Consider the following 19034-nt stretch of genomic DNA (forward strand, 5'->3'; position numbering starts at 1 on the left):
GGGCCTTTCTAGGCGAGGAAGGTCTTGAGCTCGTGGACGAGCTTGCTGATGTGGCCGGAGACGACCGGGGTGCCGAGTGCCTTGAACCGCTCGCGGAACCAGGGATTGACCTGCTGGCGGCCGGAGCTGGTGACGGAGCCGACGGGAATGAACCTCACGCCCGAGCGGTGGACCGCCTCGATGCCTTCGAAGAGCGGCTGGGAGCGGTCGAACTCGTAGAAGTCGGAGATCCAGACCATCACCGTGTCCTGCGGGTCGGTGATCTTCGGGCGGGCCATCGCCATGGCGACGGGTCCGTCGTTGCCGCCGCCGAGCTGGGTGCGCAGCAGGGTCTCGAAGGGGTCGTGCACCCAGGGGGTGAGGTCGAGCGCCTGGGTGTCGTACGCGATCAGATGGACGTCCACCTTGGGAAGTCCGGCGAAGACGGAGGCGAGGATGGTGCAGTTGACCATCGAGTCGACCATGGAGCCGGACTGGTCCACCACCACGATCAGCCGCTGGGGCGTGGTCCTGCGGACGGTGTGCCGGTAGTAGAGGCGGTCGACGTAGAGCCGCTCCTCCTCCGGGCTCCAGTTGGTCAGGTTCTTCCAGATGGTGCGGTCGAGGTCGAGGTTACGGAACACGCGTTTGGGCGGCACGGAACGGTCCAGCTCGCCCACCGTGGACTTCGCGACCTGGGTCCGCAGCACTTCGGCGACCTCGTCGACGAAGCGGCGGATCAGGGCCTTCGCGTTGGCCAGGGCAACGCCCGAGAGGTTGCTCTTGTCGCGCAGCAGCTGCTCGACGAGCGACATGCTGGGGGTCAGCCGCGCGGCGAGCACGGGATCGCCGAGCACCTCGCGCAGCCGCATGCGGCGGACCAGATCGGCTTCGAGGGAGCCGAGTTCGGTGCCCGTGCCCGGCGCCGCACCGGTCGGGCCCGTGCCGCCGCTCCGGCCGCCGCGCAGATCGCCGGGTTCGTGGCCGAGGGCACGCTCCAGCCAGCCCGCGTCCGACTGCCAGCGGGCCAGCTGCTCGGCCGTGACCGTGCCGGAGCCCGTGGAGTAGACGTTGAGGAGCACCTTGGAGACGAGGGCGGCGCGGCGCACCTCGGCGGCCCGGTCGCGGACGTCCTCGGGGTCCGGGGTCATCAGACGGTCGAACTCGCCGCCGAGCTCCGGATGGCGCTGCACGACCGAGTCGACGGAGGCCTGCGGGTCCAGCAGCGCGGCGGGCAGTCCGAGGTCCTCGACGATGTCGAGACCGGCGGATTCCAGGCCTGCCTGCTCCTCCGGGTCGAAGAGCCGGGCAAGCAGGCGCCAGTAGAGGACCTGGCGGCGGTTCTCGTGCGGATCGGCCTCGGGTGTGCGCGGCGCGAGCGCCGGGTCCGGGGGCGCGGCCGGTGCGGTCCCGGCGGCCCGCCCCGGGGTGGCGGGCGCGTCTGTGCGGGGATCGGTCATTTCCGCAGCAGCCTTCCCGCGCGCTCGCGGAGGACGGCGACGGCGTCGGTGGCGGCCTTCTCCGCCCTGGCACCGGCCTTGTCCGTCGTCCCGCCGGCCCATGCCCCGCCGTGCAGCACGACGGTCTTCTTCCGGACGGTGGCCTCGACGGCCAGCGGCTGGAGGCGGTAGGCGCCGGCGTCCCAGCGGAGCAGGGCGAGGCAGGCTCCGGACGCGGCTACGGCCTCGGGCGTGAGCGGGCCCGCAGCCGGGACGCGGTCGGTGTCGACGGCCAACGGCTGCCCCGCGACCGTGAAGACGAGGCCGTCGTCCTCCTGGTGCGCGGTGTACCCCTCCAGGAACACGGGGACGGCGATGCGCACCGGATGACGGTCGAGCGGCGCGGTGAACGCGTCGGTGGCGGTGGGCAGCACGACCCGCGCGGTGACGAACGGGTCGGCCGGCTGTCCGGCGCGGGCGTGCCCGTCGCTCCAGATCAGGTCGCCTTCGGCGGTGACGGGCATGGCGTCGAGGTCCATCGACAGGCCGTCGCCGAGGGCCGCGAGCAGGGACATCCGAGGGCGGAGCAGTTGCCAGAGGCCGGCGCCGACGACCGTGTCCGGCTTCGGGGCGGACGCCGCGGCGCGGACCAGCCGGGGCGTGGATCCGTCGGCCGGTTCGAGCACGGCGTGCACCTGGGCCTGGACGGCCGTGGGGTGTTCGTGCAGGTCGACCCCGAGGGGCAGCAGCCGCCCGGTCACCGTCTCCGTCGCGGGGGCGGTGACCGCTCCGGGGACGGTCAGCAGCATCGCGCGGGCCCAGAGGTCCGCCCAGCGGCGGGCGGGAACCCGGTCGGCCGCCGTTCCCGGGCCCGTCGCGGCGAGTTCGGCGGCGAAGCCGTCGATCAGGGTCGCGAGACGGCGCAGCGAGGGGTCGGGGAGCAGCGCGGAGACGACGGGGGCCGAGGCCGCGATGGTGTCGTGGTCCAGCCCCGTCCACCCGGCACGGGCCAGATCGGCCAGCCAGGAGCGGGCGGCGGCGAGCAGATTGGCCAGCGGTGGCGTCCCGGTCCCGGCCGGGGAGGTGGCCTCCGCGGGGCCCCGTCCCGTCGCTTCCGTGATGCGCTCGGTCAGCGCGTCGTGGACCGAGCCGAGGAGCGCGGTGCGGGCACCCGCGAGGGCGAGGTAGTCGTCCTCGCCCGAGGACCCCTCCGCGGTCCGGGCGGTGGCCTCGGCGGTCCTTGTCGCGAGCGGGGTGCCCGCGAGGGCCCCGGCGAAGGCGGCGAGTCCGGCGGCCCGGTCGGGCCGGGGGCGGAGCAGCCCGGAGACGAGGGCCTCGTCGAAGCCGTCGACGGCGGCCAGCGCCTCGTCGAGACCGGTGACGGGCGTGAGCAGGAGATCCGTACGCATCAGGCCACCGCCCGGGTCGGCGGGAACCAGTGCATCTCCGGCAACGGGTCGGTGCTCGGGGCGAGTTCCAGATAGGCGAGGTGGCGCAGGAACCTGCTGAAGACGGGGGCCGCGTCGTTGCTGTCGCCCTGCGGCGGCCGGGCGGCGCTCATGTACGCCGCGACCCCGTGCGCGGTGGGTTCCCCGTCCCCGTCCTCGGCCTTCAGATAGCGGGCGACGCGCGCGGCTCCGTACTGGAGCACGGCCTCGTTGACGAGCGCCCGGATGTGATTGCAGAACGAGCCCCGGGCGCCGCCGCAGGGCCGGTTGTTGTTGGTGCTGCAGGCGAAGGCATAGGTGCCGGCCGCGACCGACGAGACGTAGACCCGTCCGATGTCCGAGCCGCTCGACACCACGCCCTGCAAGCGTCCGTCGGCCAGTTCGACGAACGGAACCTTGGACAGTTTGCGTGGCCGCGCGGGCGCCGCCACCCGCGCCGTACTCGACCTCTCCCAGTCCGACAACGCGCCATCTCCTATGCACAGAGGGGGTGTCCGCGCCGGATCGGCGGGACTCCACTGAACCTACGTGCGACCACTGACAACGGGTCCGGAGCAGAGAGCGGAAGGTGGGGTTCCAGGCGGGTGCGGAGTCGGTGTGGCGGCTGCGCGGGCGGGGCCGTCGCGCCGGCTGCGCGGGCGGGGCCGGTGCACCAGCTGCGCGGGCGGGTCCGTCGCAGGACGACGACGGTGTCAGACCTCGGCGGTGACAGGCTGGAGTTGGGGGCGTTTGGCGGTGCGGCCGTCGCCGGACGAGCGGCCGCGGAGCCGGCGCCCGAGCCAGGGTCCGAGGAATCCGGCCGCCCAGCGCAGTTCGGCGGTCGCGGTCCGCCATCCGGAGCGGGGGGCGAGCGGTGGGAGCGGCGTCGTCCAACTGTCGTCGCTGCCCGGCAGATCGACGGCCTCGGCGACGGCGGCGGCGATCCGCGCGTGGCCGAGCGGTGCGGCGTGCAGCCGGTCCGGGCTCCACAGACGCGGGTCGGTGGCGACATCGGCGAGGCCGGTCTCGGCGACCGCGACCCCGTGCCGGGCCGCAGCCTCGCGGATGCCGGTGTTGAGTTCCCTCACCCGGTTTCTGACGGGCCGGGCGAGGGGAGCGATCTCGGCCACATCGGGGAAGGTCAGTGTCACCACGCGCGCACCGGCGGCCGTGAGCGCGGCGAACATCTCCTCCAGGTGACCGGCCGTCTCCGCGGCATCGAACCGGGGCCGGAGCAGGTCGTTGACACCGGCGACGACGGTGGCCAGATCCGGGCGGAGCGCCAGGGCGGGTTCCAGCTGTTCGGAGTGGACCTGGGCGGCGGTCTTGCCCCGTACGGCGAGATTGGCGTACCGCACGCCCGGACCGACGACCGCGAGATGTTCGGCGAAGCGGTCGGCCCAGCCGCGGAGTCCGACGGTGTCGTCACCGTCGCCGAGCCCTTCGGTCTGACTGTCGCCCAGGGCGACATACCGCAGATACGAACCGTTCGGCATGGGGCCGCCTTCCTGTTCCGCCGCACCACGTTCAAGGATGCGAGTATTCAACTCCTTGACTAGTCGACGGGATGCGGCGGGGCTCGGAATCCACCCGCACCGGTGTTGAACGGCGTCCGGACACGGACGGACCCGACACCCCGCCGGGCCGTTTCAGGTGCGCGTCCGCGCAGTACGCGACCGCCGCCTCCCCGGCACGCCGGAGCGCGGCGAGGAATCTCCGGCGGAGGTCACGGTCTGAGGCGGCCCACGGCCTCGGGCGTCAGATACCGGGCGAGCACATCGAGCGCGTCGGCGACCTCGCGCAGCCGCTCGGCGTCGTCCGTGCCGAGCGCGCGGCCGAGCGCGTCATCGATGCGGGACAGCCGGACCTCGGACACACGCTCGGAGATCTCGGGGGCCCTGCGGATCAGCTGCCGTCTGCCGTCGGCAGGATCGGGTGCGGTCTCGACCGAGCCCGCTTCCTTCAGCCGGGCCACGGCGCCCGACACCTGACTCTGCGGCAGCCCCGTGCGCCGCGCGATCGCACTCACGGACGTGTCCGGATGACCGAGCAGGTCACTCAGCACGACGAGCGAGGCGCGGGTGCCGGTGCGGTGCGCGTCGGCACCCGCGGCCGGCTCGGGAAGGGACTCCTCCCCGATCTTCATCAGGGTCCGGCCGAGGAGGAAGAGTTCGACGGGGGTCATCTCGGAGGACGTCATGGCCCGCATGCTACCCAGCCTCCATCACTGCCGATGCATCACCATCGATACATCGACACCAATGCATCACTCTTGATGTATCGAAATAGATGGACTAGATTACGGAGCACGGAACGGCACTCCCGCCGCTCCACCCGGCCCATCCCTGCCCGGAGGCATCCATGCTGCTCGCAACCGACGGCGCCACGCTCCACTACGAGGTCCGGGGCTCCGGCCCGCTGCTGCTCATCTCCCAGAGCGGCGAGGGCGACGCCGACCGCAGCACCGATCTGGTCGACCGCCTCGTGGACCGCTACCGCGTGGTCACGTACGACCGCCGCGGCCTCTCCCGCAGTCCTCTCACCCACCCCGAGCACGACGTGACCATGGAACAGCACACCGACGACGTGCACCGGCTCCTCGGCGCGCTGACCGACGAGCCCGCACTGATGCTCGGCTGCAGCATGGGCGCCGCCATCGGTCTGCACCTCGCGGTCAGCCACCCCGGGCAGCTCCGCGCACTCGTGGCACACGATCCCGTCACCCCGTCCCTGCTGCCCCCGCGACAGCGGGCCCAGCACGTGGCCGAGCTGGCGCATCTGCAGTCCGTGTACCGCGAAGGCGGATTGAAAGCGGCCTTTCCCGCGATAGCCGCGGTGCTCGGCATCGATCCGGCGCATCAGGACACCGAGCCGGACCTCACGCCCATGCCGCTCACCCCGCGACGGCTGGCCGACTTCGACTTCTTCATCGGCCAGGACTTCACGGCCGTCATCGGTGCCGAACTCGCCGCGGAGGCCCTGCGCGACTCGCCCGTGCGCATCGTCGCCGCACGGGGATGCACCACAAATCCCTCGGTCTTCGTCGGGCAGTGCGCCCGGCAGCTCGGAGAACTGGTCGGCCACGCCCCCGTGCCGTTTCCCGGCGGACACAACGGGAACACCACGCATCCGCGCGCCTACGCGGCCCGTCTCCAGGAGGTTCTCGCCGAGGTGTGAACAGTCCGCGGCAATTGCGGACCCGGGATTTCGGGGCGTATATTGAGTGTTTCTGTGTGCCCATGAAAAAAGGCCCTCAAGGGGGCCTCACAAGAAACACCATATCTGCCAGGGAGTGAATTTGTCAACTCGGGAAAGTGCCGAATTGCAGAAGGAACAGCAATTCATCGACCGGCTCTACGACCGGGTCGACGTGCTGCGCGGGGTCGCCGCCCAGCAGGTCGAGGACGCCCTGACGCCGGTCGGTAACGGGCTCCAGGCCCGACTGGAACGCGATGTGCAGGTCGCCGAGCGCTCGGGGCTGCTGGCCGCGCTCAACGCGGTGGACGGTTCACTGTGTTTCGGCCGGATCGATCTCACCGACGGCACCGCGCACCATATCGGCCGGATCGGAATCCGGGAGGACGACGACGCGCACACCCCGCTGCTCATCGACTGGCGGGCACCGGTGGCCCGGCCCTTCTATCTCGCCACCGGTCACACCCCGATGGGGCTGCGCAGACGCCGGCATCTGACCACCGAGGGACGCACGGTCACCGAGCTCCACGACGAGATCCTCGATGTCGCCGACACGCGGCGCACCGGGTTCGAGGACCCCAGCGGGGACACCGTGCTGCTCGCCGCGGTGAACTCGGCGCGCACCGGCCGTATGGGCGACATTGTGCGGACCATCCAGGCCGAGCAGGACCGCATCATCCGCGCCCCGCACCAGGGCGTCATGGTCGTCGAGGGCGGTCCCGGTACGGGAAAGACGGCGGTGGCCCTGCACCGGGCGGCCTTCCTTCTCTACGAGCACCGTGAGCTGCTGGCCAAGCGGGCCGTGCTGATCGTCGGTCCCAACCCGGCGTTCCTCAGCTACATCGGCGAGGTGCTGCCCGCACTGGGCGAGACCGGGGTGCTGCTCGCCACGCAGGCCGAGCTCTTCCCGGGGGTGCGGGCCGAGGGCACGGACACGTCCCGCTCCGCCGCCGTGAAGGGCGGGGCCGCGATGGCGGAGGCGCTGGCCCTGGCCGTGCGCGACCGCCAGACCCTGCCCGAGCCCGGTGCGCCGCTGATCGTGGCCCACGACGACGGCGATCTGATCCTCGACTGGGAGATCGCCTACGAGGCCCGGCAGGCCGCCCGGGACACCCGGCTGCCCCACAACCTGGCCCGCCCGCACTTCGCGTTCCGGGTCATCGACGCGCTGACGGAGCAGTTGACCGAGCGCATCGGGGCGGACCCGTACGGCGGTCCCAACTTCCTCGGACCGGACGACATCGCGCAGCTCGGCAAGGCCGTCGCGGTCAGCGAGGCGGTGCACGAGGCCATCGACTCGCTGTGGCCGCCGCTCACTCCTGAGGGGTTCCTGGCCGGCTATCTGGCCGACCCCCTCTTCGTCCCGGACGCGGACGCCGACACGATCCGTCGCGCCCCGGGCGAAGGCGGCTGGACCCCGGCCGATGTGCCGCTGCTGGACGAGGTGGCGGAACTCCTCGGTGTCGACGACAGCGCCGAGCGCGCGGCCGCCGAGGCCGAGCGGCAGGAACGCATCGCCTACGCGCAGGGGGTGCTGGAGCTGTCGCGGGGTTCGGAATCGTTCGAGTTCGAGGACGAGGAGTCCGAGCTGCTGGCCGCCCACGACATCATCGACGCCGAGCGGATGGCGGAGCGGCAGGAGGAGGCCGACCACCGCAGCGCGGCCGAACGGGCGGCGGCCGACCGCACCTGGGCGTTCGGTCACATCATCGTCGACGAGGCGCAGGAGCTGTCCCCGATGGCCTGGCGGCTGCTGATGCGACGCGCACCGAGCCGGTCCATGACACTGGTCGGCGATCCGGCGCAGACCTCGGAGGAGGCCGGTGTCGGGGCGTGGAAGGAGATCCTGGAGCCGTACGTGGGCGACCGCTTCGAGCATGTCTCGCTCAGGGTCAACTACCGTACGCCTGCGGAGATCATGGAGCTGGCGGCGCGGGTGCGGCGCGCCCAGGACCCTTCCTTCGAACCGCCCGCCTCCGTGCGGTCCACGGGCGAGGCGCCGTGGCTGCGGCACACCGGCGAGGACCTCGCGGGCGGTGTGGCCCGCGCGGTCGCGGAGTTGACGCCTGTCGAGGGGCGTCTCGGTGTGATCGCGCCGCCGGCGCTGCACGCCGCGATCGCGGCCCGGCTCGACGGCGTCACGGCCGGGGCGGAGCCGGATCTGACCCGGCCCGTGGTGCTGCTCGGCCCCCGGCAGGCCAAGGGGCTCGAATTCGACCATGTGCTGGTCGTGGAGCCCGCGTTGTTCGGGGCGAACGATCTGTACGTGGCGCTGACCCGGGCCACGCAGCGGCTGGGGGTGGTGTACCGGGACGATCTGCCGGAGTCGCTGCGCTGAGCGCGGTCAGCCGTGGGTCGCGCAGCGCAGCCGTGCCGAGAGGTGGTGCTGGAGGGGACGGCCGATCGCCGCGAGGTCGTGGACGAAGTCGAGCGTGCCGTCGTCGGTCAGGGTGTAGCGGCGGCGGGTGGCCTCGACGTCCTTGGCGTGGGGGCTGAGCGCGACCTGGTGGGTGGTGAGCTCGACGGTGCCGTCGGCCGCGTGGCCCGTCATCAGCTCGGCGATGCCGGTGGGCTGGGTGATCAGGGCCTCCACCTCGCCCTCCGGCCGCATGCGCCACCAGCCGCTCTCCCGGGCGGCGGGCCGCAGCGGCTGCCCGTCGGCGTCCAGGAGCCAGGCGCGCGCCTCGTAGTGGAGGAACGGCCGGCCGTCGTGGCTGAAGGTGACCACCTGGGCGTAGCGGAAGTCCTCGGCGAGAGTCGGGTAGCCGCCGCTCCCGTGCCCGGTCCAGGTCCCCAGCAGCCCGGTGACGGGGGCCAGCGCGGGGTGCGGCGCGGGGGTCTCGTCCGGTCCGTGGGCGTCGGGGTAGGGGAACGTCGGGGCGGGGCCGGGCATGGTGGGTGCTCCTGGATCGGGGGCGGACGTCGGGGTCCGGTGACGGTTCGTTCGCAGCCTAGGCCCTGTCGTCGCGATCCCGCCGTAGCGCCGGAGGTCGGGCCCCGGTGTGACGGGCGTGGCCGTCCGACGACGGGTCCCGAACCACCGCCGTCGGCCCGCCACTCCCGTCGAGCCCACAGCCCCCACCGCGGGTGAGGCCCGCACGACTTCCCGATCTCGATGTCAGGACCGGGGCATCCGCCGGTTCGTTGTCCGTAGTGATCACTCAGCTACGCACGAACAGCCGGCCCGGTCTCCCGCCGAAGCGGCACCATGTGACCATGCCACTATGACATCCGGACGGATCATCTTCCTCAACGGCACCTCCAGTTCAGGAAAGTCGAGCATCGCCCGAGAGCTCCTGGACGTCCTGGAGGACGGCGTCTTCTTCCACTTGGCGGTCGACAGCTTCAACGCGATGCGCAGCAGGCGGGAGCTCGGGGCGGAGGAACTGGACGACGCGCTGCGGCGGACCAGGATGGGCTTCCACCGGTCGATTGCGGCCATGGCCGAAGTGGGCAACGACGTTGTGGTCGATCACGTGCTGAGCGAGCCGTGGCGCCTGCTCGACTGCCTGGAGGTTCTACCGCCCGAGGATGTCCTGTTCGTCGGTGTCCGCTGCCCGCTGGAGGAGCTGACTCGCCGCGAGCTGGCTCGGGGGGACCGCCCTTCGGGCCTCGCGGCATTCCAGTACGACCTGGTACATGCTCACGGCGACTACGACGTGGAGTGCGACACCAGCACAGCGAGCCCGCGCGAATGCGCACAGCGCATCAAGGAATTCCTACCGCACCACTTCAGCCCCACCGCCTTCACTCGCCTCCGGCGTCGCCACCTGTCGGGTGGTCGGTGACTACCCGACTGCTTGCCTGTGTCCATTGCCCTCCTTGGTTCCAGGGGACAGGGGAGTTCCAGAGGACTGGGGAGTTCCAGAGGGCCGGGGCCGGGCCGGCGAGGCGGTCGCCGGCGGAAGCGGGCGTGACGGGCGAGCCGACGCCACGGGCGTCGTCCGTCCGACGGCCGGAGGCCGGCTCCGTTGCGGGAGCCGGCCTCCGGGGTGGGGTGCTCAGGCCAGGTCGAAGCGGTCCAGGTTCATCACCTTGTCCCACGCGGCGACGAAGTCCTTGACGAACTTCTCCTTCGCGTCGTCCGAGGCGTAGACCTCGGCGACCGCGCGCAGCTCCGAGTTGGAGCCGAAGACGAGGTCGGCGCGGCTGCCGGTCCACTTGACCGCGCCGGTGGCGTCGCGGCCCTCGAAGGTGCTCGCGTCGTCCGAGGTCGCCTTCCAGGTGGTGTCCATGTCGAGCAGGTTGACGAAGAAGTCGTTCGTCAGGAGCCCCGGGGTCTCGGTGAGGACGCCCTGCGAGGACTGCTGGTAGGTGGCGCCGAGGACACGCAGACCGCCGACGAGGACGGTCAGTTCGGGAGCGCTGAGGTCGAGCAGATTGGCCCGGTCGAGCAGGAGGTACTCGGCGGGGAGCCGGTTGCCCTTGCCCACGTAGTTGCGGAACCCGTCCGCGGCCGGCTCCAGTTCGACGAAGGACTCCACATCGGTCTCCTCCTGCGAGGCGTCGACGCGGCCCGGGGCGACCGGCACCTCGATGGTGTGCCCGGCGTCCTTGGCGGCCTTCTCGACGGCCGCCGCGCCGGCGATGACGACGAGGTCGGCGAGGGAGACCTGCTTGCCGTCGGTCCGGCCGGAGTTGAAGGACTCCTGGACGCCTTCGAGGGTGCGCAGGACCGAGGCGAGGCGGTCCGGCTCGTTGACCTCCCAGCCGGACTGCGGCTCCAGACGGATGCGGGCCCCGTTGGCGCCGCCGCGCTTGTCGCTGCCCCGGAAGGACGAGGCGGACGCCCACGCGGTGGAGACCAGGTCGGCGACCGACAGGCCGGAAGCGAGGACCTGCTCCTTGAGGGAGGCGATGTCCGCCGCGTCGACGAGTTCGTAGGTCCGGGCGGGCAGCGGGTCCTGCCAGATGAGCACCTCGCTCGGAACCTCCGGGCCGAGGTAGCGCACCACGGGGCCCATGTCGCGGTGGGTCAGCTTGAACCAGGCGCGGGCGAAGGCGTCGGCGAACTGCTCCGGGTGCTCGTGGAAGCGCCGCGAGATCTGCTCGTAGGCCGGGTCGAAGCGGAGCGAGAGGTCGGTCGTGAGCATCGTCGGCGCGTGGGTCTTCGCCGGGTCGAAGGCGTCGGGGACCGTACCGGCCCCGGCGCCGTCCTTCGGCCGCCACTGGTGGGCGCCCGCGGGGCTCTTGAACAGCTCCCACTCGTAGCCGAAGAGGATGTCGAAGAAGCTGTTGTCCCAGGTGGTCGGGGTGTCCGTCCAGATGCCCTCCAGACCACTGGTGATCGCGTCGGCACCCTTCCCGGTGCCGTGGGAGCTCTTCCAGCCGAGGCCCATCTGCTCCATCGGCGCGGCCTCGGGGTCGGCCGCGACCGCGTCGGCGGGTCCGGCACCGTGGGTCTTGCCGAAGGTGTGGCCACCGGCGATGAGGGCGACGGTCTCCTCGTCGTTCATCGCCATCCGGCGGAAGGTCTCGCGGATGTCGCGGGCGGCGGCGATCGGGTCAGGGGTGCCGTTGGGGCCCTCGGGGTTGACGTAGATGAGGCCCATCTGGACCGCGCCGAGGGGGTTCTCCAGCTCGCGGTCGCCGGTGTAGCGCTCGTCGCCCAGCCAGGTGGTCTCGGGGCCCCAGTAGACGTCCTCGTCGGGCTCCCACACGTCGGCGCGTCCGCCGCCGAAGCCGAAGGTCTCGAAGCCCATCGTCTCCAGGGCGACGTTGCCGGTCAGGATGAGGAGGTCGGCCCAGGACAGGCTCTTGCCGTACTTCTTCTTGACGGGCCACAGCAGGCGGCGCGCCTTGTCCAGGCTGGCGTTGTCCGGCCAGCTGTTGAGCGGGGCGAAGCGCTGCTGTCCGGCTCCGGCGCCGCCCCGGCCGTCGCTGATGCGGTAGGTGCCGGCGCTGTGCCAGGCCATCCGGACCATGAACGGGCCGTAGTTGCCGAAGTCGGCCGGCCACCAGTCCTGCGAGGTCGTCAGCACCTCGGCGATGTCCCGCTTGACCGCCGGGAGGTCGAGGGCGTTGAACGCCTCGGCGTAGTCGAAGTCCTCGCCCAGCGGATTGGCCACGGCGGGGTTCTTGGCGAGGATCTTCAGGTTGAGCCGCTCCGGCCACCACTGGCGGTTGCCGCCGCCCTGGGTCGGGTGGGGCGCGCGACCGTGCGCGACCGGGCAGCCACCGGCCTCCTCTGCCTTCGGGTCGGCGACGATCGCGTCGTGGTTCTCAGTCATGGAAATCCTTCCGAACGGGGCGGATCACGGTGCTGAGGAGCTACGGACGGTGGAGACCCCGGGCCGGAATCCGGGCGGTCCGCCCCTTCCCCGGCCTCGCGGAGTCTGCCGCGCTGCTGTCCTGTCCCTTGGCTGTCAGCCGGAACCGATCCTACGATGGACATAGTCCAAGTCAATACGACTGACAGGCATGTACTGATTCATTGGTCGGACGATGCACAGTTAGGCTGGTGGGCATGAGTGACCTGCTGCAACGGCTTCGCGCACGTGGCTGGCGGATGACCGCTCAACGCCGGGTGGTGGCCGAGGTGCTCGCCGGGGACCACGTCCATCTCACCGCGGACGAGGTGCTGGACCGGGCCACGTCCCGTCTGCCGGAGATTTCCCGCGCCACGGTCTACAACACGCTCGGCGAGCTGGTCTCACTCGGTGAGGTGATCGAGGTGACCACGGACGGACGCGCCAAGCGCTACGACCCCAACGCGCACCGCCCGCACCAGCATCTGGTCTGCTCGGCGTGCGGCACCATCCGCGACGTCCACCCGGCGGTCGACCCGCTGGCCGGGCTGCCCGCGTCCGAGCGGTTCGGTTTCACCGTCTCCGATGTCGAGGTCACGTACCGGGGCCTGTGCCCGGGGTGCGCGCAGCGCGTCAGGAACTAGCAACGGGCCCGGCAGCGCTCTCTTCGGCGAGCGCTGCGCCGACCCGCGCGGCCGTCTCCCGCAGCCATATGTGGGCGGCGTCGTGCGTGTGCACGGGATGCCACCACAGGGCCTCGCGCAGGGGGACGGCCTCGTACGGCGGCTCCACCACGCGTACGGCGGCGAGCGGGGCGAGGAGCCGGGCCAGGCGCGCCTGGATGAACGTGATGCGCGTGGTGCCCTGCACCAGGAGCGGCAGCAGGTGGAAGCTGTCGACGGAGACCTCCACCCTCGGCTCGATGCCCAGCATGCCGAGCTGGCGCACCGCGGGGGCGTCGTAGGTGCGCTGGTAGGTGACCCACGGCAGCCGGGCCAGGTCCTCGTGGGTGAGCCGGTCCGCGACGTCGGGGTGGTCGTCGGCGACGAGGAAGACCCAGCGGTCGTCGTACAGGTCGGTGGCGGGGAAGTCGCTGATCACACCGTGCGGCATCAGCAGTCCGTCCGCGGCGCTCAGCAGGGCGGCGGTGTCGTCGACCGCCGTGGGCGGGGTCTGGGTGAAGCGCAGCCGGATGCCGGGGGCCTCCTCGTGGACGACCCGGGCCAGTTCGGTGCCGAACACGGCGACCGCGTAGTCGGACGCGGCCATCGTGAACGCGCGGGTCTCGCTCGCCGGGTCGAAGGCGGCCTGGCTGGCGAAGAGGCGTTCCATGACCTCGCAGGCGGTGGCGGTGCGGTGCAGCAGGACCTGGCCGAGCGCGGTCAGTTCGTAGTGGCCGCCGACCCGGGCGAGGAGGTCGTCGTCGAAGTGGCGGCGCAGCCGGGCCAGCGCGGAGCTCATGGCGGGCTGGCTGATGCCGACACGCCGGCCCGCGCGGGTGACATTGCGTTCCTCCAGAAGGGCGCGCAGGGCGACGAGGAGGTTCAGGTCGAGCCGGGCGAGATTCATGACGGTTCCTTGTGCGGTGGGGCGCCGGACGGGGAGGTATAAGCACCATGGATGTCGATCATCCACGGAATCGATTTCCCTGATCACCGAGGGCGGGTCCAGATTAGTGCCACCGCAATCAGGAGGACATGCCCGTGAAACCCGCATCCGCGTCCGTGCCGTTCGCCGGACCGTTCGCCCTCGCCACGCTCTCCGCTCCGGACGGGCCCGCCTTTCCCGCGCTCGTCACGGCGGATTCCCTGGTCGTCGATCTGCGCACGGCCCTCGGCGACGCGACCCTGACCGTACGGGGACTGCTGGAGGGCGGGGAGGCGGTCGTGGACCGGCTCGCCGGAATCGCCGCCGGCGCCGCGCCCGCCGGACGGCCGCTGGCGGAGTTCCGGGTGCACGCGCCCGTGGAGCCCCGTCAGGTGTTCCAGTCGGGGGCCAACTACCGGCAGCATGTGATCGATCTGCACGTGGCGCACCGCGACCCGGCCGACGACCGCCCGGAGGAGGAGCGGCGGGCCGAGGCCGCCGCGCTCATGGACCGCCGGGCGGCCGAGGACCTTCCGTACGTCTTCACCGGTCTGCCGAGCGCGCTCACCGGACCGTACGACGACGTCGTGCTGCCGGAATGGGCCACGAAGCCGGACTGGGAGCTGGAGGTGGCGGCGGTCATCGGCCGGCCCGCCCACCGGGTCTCCGAGGCGGAGGCCCTGGACCATGTCTTCGGGTACACGATCGCCAACGACCTCACCGACCGCGCCACGGTCTTCCGCCGCGACATGCCGCAGATCGGCACCGACTGGCTGCGTTCGAAGAACGCCCCGGGCTTCACCCCGCTCGGCCCCTGGATCGTGCCCGCCGCGTCCGTCCCCGACCCGGGCGCCCTGCGCCTCGTGCTGACGCTGAACGGCGAGACGATGCAGGACGAGTCGGCCCGGGACATGATCTTCGGGGTCGCGCGGCTGGTCTCGTACATCTCGCAGAGCGCCCGGCTGCTCCCCGGTGACCTGGTGCTGACGGGGTCACCGGCCGGGAACGGCATGCACTGGGGGCGGCTGCTGCGCGACGGCGACGTGATGGTCGCGTCGGTCACCGGGCTCGGCTCCCAGCGCACCCGCTGTGTCGCGGAGGGGGCGGCATGACCCTCGAACGGCACGACCCCGAGGGGGCGATCGCACGCGCGGCCAAGGCGTGCTCCAACTGGGGCCGCTGGGGCGAGGACGACGTGCTGGGCACGCTCAACTTCCTGGACGGGGCCAAGCGCCGCGAGGGCGCGGCACTGGTCCGGCGCGGAGTCAGCTTCTCGCTGGCGCAGCGGTTCGACATGAACGGCCCGCAGCGGGGCTGGCGGCGGCGCACCAATCCCGTGCACACCATGCTCGACACCGGCACGGACGCGGCGCTCGGGCTCCAGGGCTTCCCGCACGGCCTCGGCGGCGCGGACGACGTCATCGCGATGCCGTTGCAGTGCTCCACCCAGTGGGACGGGCTCGGGCACATCTTCTGCCACGGCCGGGCGTGGAACGGGCGGGACGCCGGCCGCACCGTCACCTCCGACGGCGACCAGGTCACCGGCATCGAGCACATGGCCCCGCACGTCGCCGGGCGCGGGGTGCTGCTGGACGTGGGCCGCGTGATCGGCGAGCACGGCGAACTGCCCGACGGTTTCGCCGTCACCGAGGAGCATCTGACGCGGACGGCCCGCGTCCAGGGGGTGACCGTCGGCCGGGGCGATCTCGTCCTGGTCCGCACGGGCCAGCTGAGCCGGGTGCGCCGGGAGGGCTGGGGCGAGTACGCCGGCGGCCCCGCCCCCGGTCTGTCGTTCACCACCGCGGGCTGGCTCCACCGCGGCGAGTTCGCGGCGGTGGCCACGGACACCTGGGGCTTCGAGGTGCGGCCCAACGAGTTCGACCACGCCTTCCAGCCGCTGCACCAGGTCGCCATTCCGCACATCGGGCTGCTCATCGGTGAGATGTGGGACCTGGACGCGCTGGCGGAGGACTGCGCAGCCGACGGCGTGTACGCGTTCTGGCTCACCGCCGCCCCGCTTCCCATCACCGGTGCCGTGGGCTCACCGGTGAACCCGATCGCCGTCAAGTAGGTTCAGGACCCGAGGAGTTGTTCATGAAGGAAGCACGCAGAGTCCTGGTGATCGGCGGCGGGGCGGCCGGCAACGCCGTCACGGTGCTGCTGCGCCGGTCCGGTGCGGAGGTGGATCTGGTCGAGGCCAGGGAGGACTGGAACGCCACGTCCGGCTCGGGCATCACGCTCCAGGGCAATGCCCTGCGGGTGCTGCGCGAACTGGGGGTCTGGGACCGGGTGGAGGCCTCCGGCCACGCCTTCGACGCGGTCGGCATCACCGCCCCCGACGGAACGGTCCTGCACGTCCAGGAGGACATCCGCAGCGGCGGCGACGATCTCCCCGCGACCGTCGGCATGCAGCGCCCGGCGCTCCAGCGGATCCTGATCGAGGCGGTGCGCGCGAGCGGCGCGACGGTCCGGCTCGGAACCACCGCCGAGGTGCTGGACCAGGACGCGGACGGGGCGCGGGTCCGGTTCGGCGACGGTTCCGAGGGCCGTTACGACCTGGTGGTGGCCGCCGACGGCATGGGCTCCGCCACCCGCGCGACGGCCGGTTTCCCGGAGCGGCCCGAGCCGACGGGCATGGCCATCTGGCGGATCGCCGCACCGCGTCCGAAGGGCGTGACCCGCACCGATCTGGCGTACGGCGGACCGGCCTACATCGCCGGGTACTGCCCCACCGGCGAGGACACCCTCTACGCGTACGCCGTGGAGGCCAAGCGCGACCGGGAGTCGATCCCGCCGGAGTCGTACGCGGAGCAGATGCGGCGGCTCACCTCCGCCTACGGCGGTTTCTGGCCGGAGATCACCGGCCACATCACCGATCCGGCGGCCGTGAACTACACCTGGTTCGACCGGATGCTGGTGGAGGGCTCCTGGCACCGGGGGCGGATCGTGCTGGTCGGCGACGCGGCGCACTGCTGTCCGCCGACCCTGGCCCAGGGGGCCGCGCTCTCCCTGGAGGACGCCTGGGTCCTGGCGGAGATGCTGGCGGGGGCGGACCGCTGGGACGACGCACTGCTCCAGGCGTACTACGAACGGCGGATCGCCCGGGTCCGGCCGGTGGTCGAGGCGTCCGTACAGCTCGGGCAGTGGCAGCTGGACGGGGTGCGCGACGCGGACGTGCCCGGTCTGATGGGCCGCACCATGACGATGCTGCGGGAGCGGCCGTGACCACGCCCACCGTCGACGTCCATGCCCATGTCCTGCTGCCGGAGATCGAGGCGCTGGTCGCCGGACGGCCGGAGCTGGAGGAGGCGCGCGCCCTGGACGCCCGGCGCAACGGACCCGCCGCCCTCGCCGTCAACGGGCCGATGGTCCGCGAGCGGCTCCCCCGGCTCACCGACCCCGCGGTGCGGCTGGCCGCCATGGACGCCCAGGGCGTGGACGTCCAACTGGTCAGCCCCTCCCCCTCGCAGTACCACTACTGGGCCGACGCGGAGACGGCGGAACGTCTCTGCCGGCTGGCCAACGAGGGGACCGCCGCCCACTGCCGGACCGCGCCCGACCGGTTGCGGGGGCTCGGCCTCGTCCCGCTCCAGCACCCGGACCTCATGGTCGCGGCGCTGGACCACGCGCTCGCGCAGGGGCTGGCCGGTGTGGAGATCTCCAGTCACGCGCCGGGCCGCGAACTGTCCGATCCGGCCTACGCGCCCTTCTGGGCGCGGGCCGAGGAGTGCGGCGCGCTGCTCTTCCTGCACCCCTTCGGCTGCACGCTCGACGAGCGGCTGGACCGGTGGTACCTCTCCAACACCGTCGGCCAGCCCGCGGAGAACGCGGTCGCGCTCTCGCACCTGATCTTCTCGGGCGTCCTCGACCGCCACCCGGGGCTGACGGTGATCGCCGCGCACGGCGGCGGCTATCTGCCCACCCACATCGGGCGCTCCGACCACGCCTGGGCGAACCGCTCCGACGCCGGGGCCGGCTGCGCCCACCCGCCGAGCGGCTATCTCCGGCGGCTGTACTTCGACTCCCTCGTCCACGATCCGCACGTGCTGCGGGAACTGGTCCGCGTCGCGGGGGCCGACCGGGTCCTGCTCGGTTCGGACTTCCCGTTCGACATGGGCAGCGAGGACCCGCTCGGCGCGCTGCGCGCCGCCGGGCTGACCGACTCCGAGTTCCACGCCGTCCGAGGCGCGAACGCCGCCGCACTCCTCCGGAAGGACTGACCCATGCGTCTGCTCACCCATCTGCGCCATGTCGACCTGGCCGTGCCCGACTTCGAGAAGCAGCGGGACTTCTACGCCGGGGTCTGGGGCCTCACGGAGACCGTGACGGACTCCGGGCTCTCCTTCCTCGCCGCCGAGGGCTCTCCCGAGCAGTACGTGGTCCGGCTGCGCAGGGCCGCGGAGAAGCGCCTCGACCTGGTCTCCTACGGTGCGGCGAACGCCGCCGACGTCGACACCCTGGCCGAGCGGCTGCTGGCCGGCGGGGTGAAGCTGATCAGCCGGCCCGGGAAGGTCGACACCCCGGGCGGCGGCTACGGCTTCCGCTTCTTCGACGTCGACGGACGCGTCATCGAGGTCTCCAGCGACGTGGCCGTGCGCACGCACCGCAGGATCGAGGAGAAGGAGTCGATCCCGGTCAAGCTCTCGCACGTGGTCCTCAACTCCCCCGACCTGAACCGCACCCGGGAGTGGTACGAGCGCCACCTCGGCTTCGCGCACTCCGACACGCTCAGCTCCCCGCACATGGGCGACGTCATGCACTTCATGCGGATCAGCAACCAGCACCACTCCATGGCCATCGCCCGGGGCCCGCACACCTCCCTGCACCACGTCTCGTTCGAGATGCGCGGGATCGACGAGTACATGCGCGGGTCGGGCCGGGTGATGCGGGCCGGGTTCCGGAAAATCTGGGGTCCCGGCCGGCACATGGCGGGCGACAACACCTTCACGTACTTCCTCGACCCCCACGGCAACACCGTGGAGTACACGACGGAGCTGGAGATCCTGGACGAGGACACCTGGCACCCGCACGTCTACGACTTCTCCCGGCCCGAGGTCACCGACCAGTGGGGCACGGCGAACGCGATGAACGAACTCGTCGCCAAGGAGTCGTTCAACGACCCGGACCGGGGCGTGTTCGTCGCCCCGCCCTGCTGATCC

At 72.0% G+C, this 19034-nt stretch carries 17 protein-coding genes; 9 read left to right on the plus strand and 8 right to left on the minus strand.

From position 1 onward, the window contains the following. Positions 1-8: 8 nt before the first annotated feature. The 5 genes from ACFVDM_RS12510 to ACFVDM_RS12530 all read right to left on the minus strand — a co-directional run bounded on the left by ACFVDM_RS12510 (position 9) and on the right by ACFVDM_RS12530 (position 5045). Entirely contained in the window at positions 9-1439 is a 1431-nt protein-coding gene (locus ACFVDM_RS12510) for a VWA domain-containing protein (protein ID WP_383637030.1), read from the minus strand. After that, positions 1436-2857, minus strand: a complete 1422-nt coding sequence (locus ACFVDM_RS12515; protein ID WP_383638010.1) for a hypothetical protein — start codon at positions 2855-2857, stop codon at positions 1436-1438. Before ACFVDM_RS12515 ends, ACFVDM_RS12510 begins: the two co-directional genes overlap by 4 nt. After that, on the minus strand, positions 2827-3330 hold the full coding sequence (locus ACFVDM_RS12520) for a hypothetical protein (protein ID WP_383638013.1): 504 nt from the start codon (positions 3328-3330) through the stop codon (positions 2827-2829). The genes ACFVDM_RS12515 and ACFVDM_RS12520 overlap by 31 nt, the downstream gene beginning before the upstream one ends. A gap of 228 nt (positions 3331-3558) precedes the next feature. After that, a complete protein-coding gene (locus ACFVDM_RS12525) occupies positions 3559-4341 on the minus strand; it encodes an SGNH/GDSL hydrolase family protein (RefSeq protein WP_383637033.1) in 783 nt (260 codons plus the stop codon). Positions 4342-4571: 230 nt separating this feature from the next. After that, positions 4572-5045: a MarR family winged helix-turn-helix transcriptional regulator gene (locus ACFVDM_RS12530; protein WP_383637035.1), complete on the minus strand. Its 474-nt coding sequence runs from the start codon at positions 5043-5045 to the stop codon at positions 4572-4574. 161 nt (positions 5046-5206) lie between these two features. On the opposite strand from ACFVDM_RS12530, the gene ACFVDM_RS12535 reads away from it, so the two are divergent. Together ACFVDM_RS12535 and ACFVDM_RS12540 are read left to right on the plus strand one after the other, a co-directional pair. Beyond that, complete coding sequence (locus tag ACFVDM_RS12535; RefSeq protein ID WP_383637038.1) at positions 5207-6022, plus strand: alpha/beta fold hydrolase; 816 nt, start codon at positions 5207-5209, stop codon at positions 6020-6022. Positions 6023-6167: 145 nt separating this feature from the next. Then, a complete protein-coding gene (locus ACFVDM_RS12540; protein ID WP_383637041.1) occupies positions 6168-8378 on the plus strand; it encodes a HelD family protein in 2211 nt (736 codons plus the stop codon). Positions 8379-8384: 6 nt separating this feature from the next. On the opposite strand, the gene ACFVDM_RS12545 is transcribed toward ACFVDM_RS12540, so the two are convergent. Next, the gene (locus ACFVDM_RS12545) at positions 8385-8933 is read right to left on the minus strand and encodes an FABP family protein (RefSeq protein ID WP_383637044.1); all 549 of its coding nucleotides are present in this window, start codon (positions 8931-8933) and stop codon (positions 8385-8387) included. Between the two features lie 331 nt (positions 8934-9264). On the opposite strand from ACFVDM_RS12545, the gene ACFVDM_RS12550 reads away from it, so the two are divergent. Next, positions 9265-9828 (plus strand): chloramphenicol phosphotransferase CPT family protein, encoded by a 564-nt coding sequence (locus ACFVDM_RS12550; RefSeq protein WP_383637047.1) that lies wholly within the window; start codon positions 9265-9267, stop codon positions 9826-9828. A gap of 213 nt (positions 9829-10041) precedes the next feature. Here the strand turns inward: ACFVDM_RS12550 and katG are convergent, their stop codons facing one another. After that, positions 10042-12270, minus strand: a complete 2229-nt coding sequence (gene katG / locus ACFVDM_RS12555) for a catalase/peroxidase HPI (RefSeq protein WP_383637050.1) — start codon at positions 12268-12270, stop codon at positions 10042-10044. Positions 12271-12506: 236 nt separating this feature from the next. On the opposite strand from katG, the gene ACFVDM_RS12560 reads away from it, so the two are divergent. Further along, the gene (locus ACFVDM_RS12560; RefSeq protein WP_383637053.1) at positions 12507-12932 is read left to right on the plus strand and encodes a Fur family transcriptional regulator; all 426 of its coding nucleotides are present in this window, start codon (positions 12507-12509) and stop codon (positions 12930-12932) included. Here the strand turns inward: ACFVDM_RS12560 and ACFVDM_RS12565 are convergent. Beyond that, a complete protein-coding gene (locus ACFVDM_RS12565; RefSeq protein ID WP_383637056.1) occupies positions 12922-13857 on the minus strand; it encodes a LysR family transcriptional regulator in 936 nt (311 codons plus the stop codon). The genes ACFVDM_RS12560 and ACFVDM_RS12565 overlap by 11 nt on opposite strands. A 128-nt stretch (positions 13858-13985) precedes the next feature. Here ACFVDM_RS12565 and ACFVDM_RS12570 point away from each other — a divergent pair, with 128 nt between their 5' ends. Genes ACFVDM_RS12570 through ACFVDM_RS12590 form a run of 5 tightly spaced genes read left to right on the plus strand, consistent with a single transcriptional unit; the run spans position 13986 to position 19031 of the window. Continuing rightward, a complete protein-coding gene (locus ACFVDM_RS12570) occupies positions 13986-14987 on the plus strand; it encodes a fumarylacetoacetate hydrolase family protein (RefSeq protein ID WP_383637059.1) in 1002 nt (333 codons plus the stop codon). Further along, positions 14984-15946 (plus strand): cyclase family protein, encoded by a 963-nt coding sequence (locus tag ACFVDM_RS12575; RefSeq protein WP_383637062.1) that lies wholly within the window; start codon positions 14984-14986, stop codon positions 15944-15946. Before ACFVDM_RS12570 ends, ACFVDM_RS12575 begins: the two co-directional genes overlap by 4 nt. A gap of 23 nt (positions 15947-15969) precedes the next feature. Next, positions 15970-17100: an FAD-dependent oxidoreductase gene (locus ACFVDM_RS12580; protein WP_383637065.1), complete on the plus strand. Its 1131-nt coding sequence runs from the start codon at positions 15970-15972 to the stop codon at positions 17098-17100. Continuing rightward, complete coding sequence (locus tag ACFVDM_RS12585; protein ID WP_383637068.1) at positions 17097-18095, plus strand: amidohydrolase family protein; 999 nt, start codon at positions 17097-17099, stop codon at positions 18093-18095. The genes ACFVDM_RS12580 and ACFVDM_RS12585 overlap by 4 nt, the downstream gene beginning before the upstream one ends. Positions 18096-18098: 3 nt before the next feature. Beyond that, a complete protein-coding gene (locus ACFVDM_RS12590) occupies positions 18099-19031 on the plus strand; it encodes a VOC family protein (protein WP_383637071.1) in 933 nt (310 codons plus the stop codon). The last annotated feature ends 3 nt before the right edge of the window (positions 19032-19034 follow it).

The organism is Streptomyces sp. NPDC057682 (assembly GCF_042799575.1).
Lineage (GTDB): Bacteria > Actinomycetota > Actinomycetes > Streptomycetales > Streptomycetaceae > Streptomyces.

Excerpts from the sequence above, each read along its gene's own strand:
- ACFVDM_RS12575 (WP_383637062.1), top strand. The coding sequence starts at position 14,984 with ATGACCCTCGAACGGCACGACCCCGAGGGGGCGATCGCACGCGCGGCC.
- katG (WP_383637050.1), bottom strand. The coding sequence starts at position 12,270 with ATGACTGAGAACCACGACGCGATCGTCGCCGACCCGAAGGCAGAGGAG.
- ACFVDM_RS12565 (WP_383637056.1), bottom strand. The coding sequence starts at position 13,857 with ATGAATCTCGCCCGGCTCGACCTGAACCTCCTCGTCGCCCTGCGCGCC.
- ACFVDM_RS12510 (WP_383637030.1), bottom strand. The coding sequence starts at position 1,439 with ATGACCGATCCCCGCACAGACGCGCCCGCCACCCCGGGGCGGGCCGCC.
- ACFVDM_RS12535 (WP_383637038.1), top strand. The coding sequence starts at position 5,207 with ATGCTGCTCGCAACCGACGGCGCCACGCTCCACTACGAGGTCCGGGGC.
- ACFVDM_RS12550 (WP_383637047.1), top strand. The coding sequence starts at position 9,265 with ATGACATCCGGACGGATCATCTTCCTCAACGGCACCTCCAGTTCAGGA.
- ACFVDM_RS12545 (WP_383637044.1), bottom strand. The coding sequence starts at position 8,933 with ATGCCCGGCCCCGCCCCGACGTTCCCCTACCCCGACGCCCACGGACCG.
- ACFVDM_RS12580 (WP_383637065.1), top strand. The coding sequence starts at position 15,970 with ATGAAGGAAGCACGCAGAGTCCTGGTGATCGGCGGCGGGGCGGCCGGC.
- ACFVDM_RS12560 (WP_383637053.1), top strand. The coding sequence starts at position 12,507 with ATGAGTGACCTGCTGCAACGGCTTCGCGCACGTGGCTGGCGGATGACC.
- ACFVDM_RS12590 (WP_383637071.1), top strand. The coding sequence starts at position 18,099 with ATGCGTCTGCTCACCCATCTGCGCCATGTCGACCTGGCCGTGCCCGAC.
- ACFVDM_RS12525 (WP_383637033.1), bottom strand. The coding sequence starts at position 4,341 with ATGCCGAACGGTTCGTATCTGCGGTATGTCGCCCTGGGCGACAGTCAG.
- ACFVDM_RS12570 (WP_383637059.1), top strand. The coding sequence starts at position 13,986 with ATGCCCGTGAAACCCGCATCCGCGTCCGTGCCGTTCGCCGGACCGTTC.
- ACFVDM_RS12530 (WP_383637035.1), bottom strand. The coding sequence starts at position 5,045 with ATGACGTCCTCCGAGATGACCCCCGTCGAACTCTTCCTCCTCGGCCGG.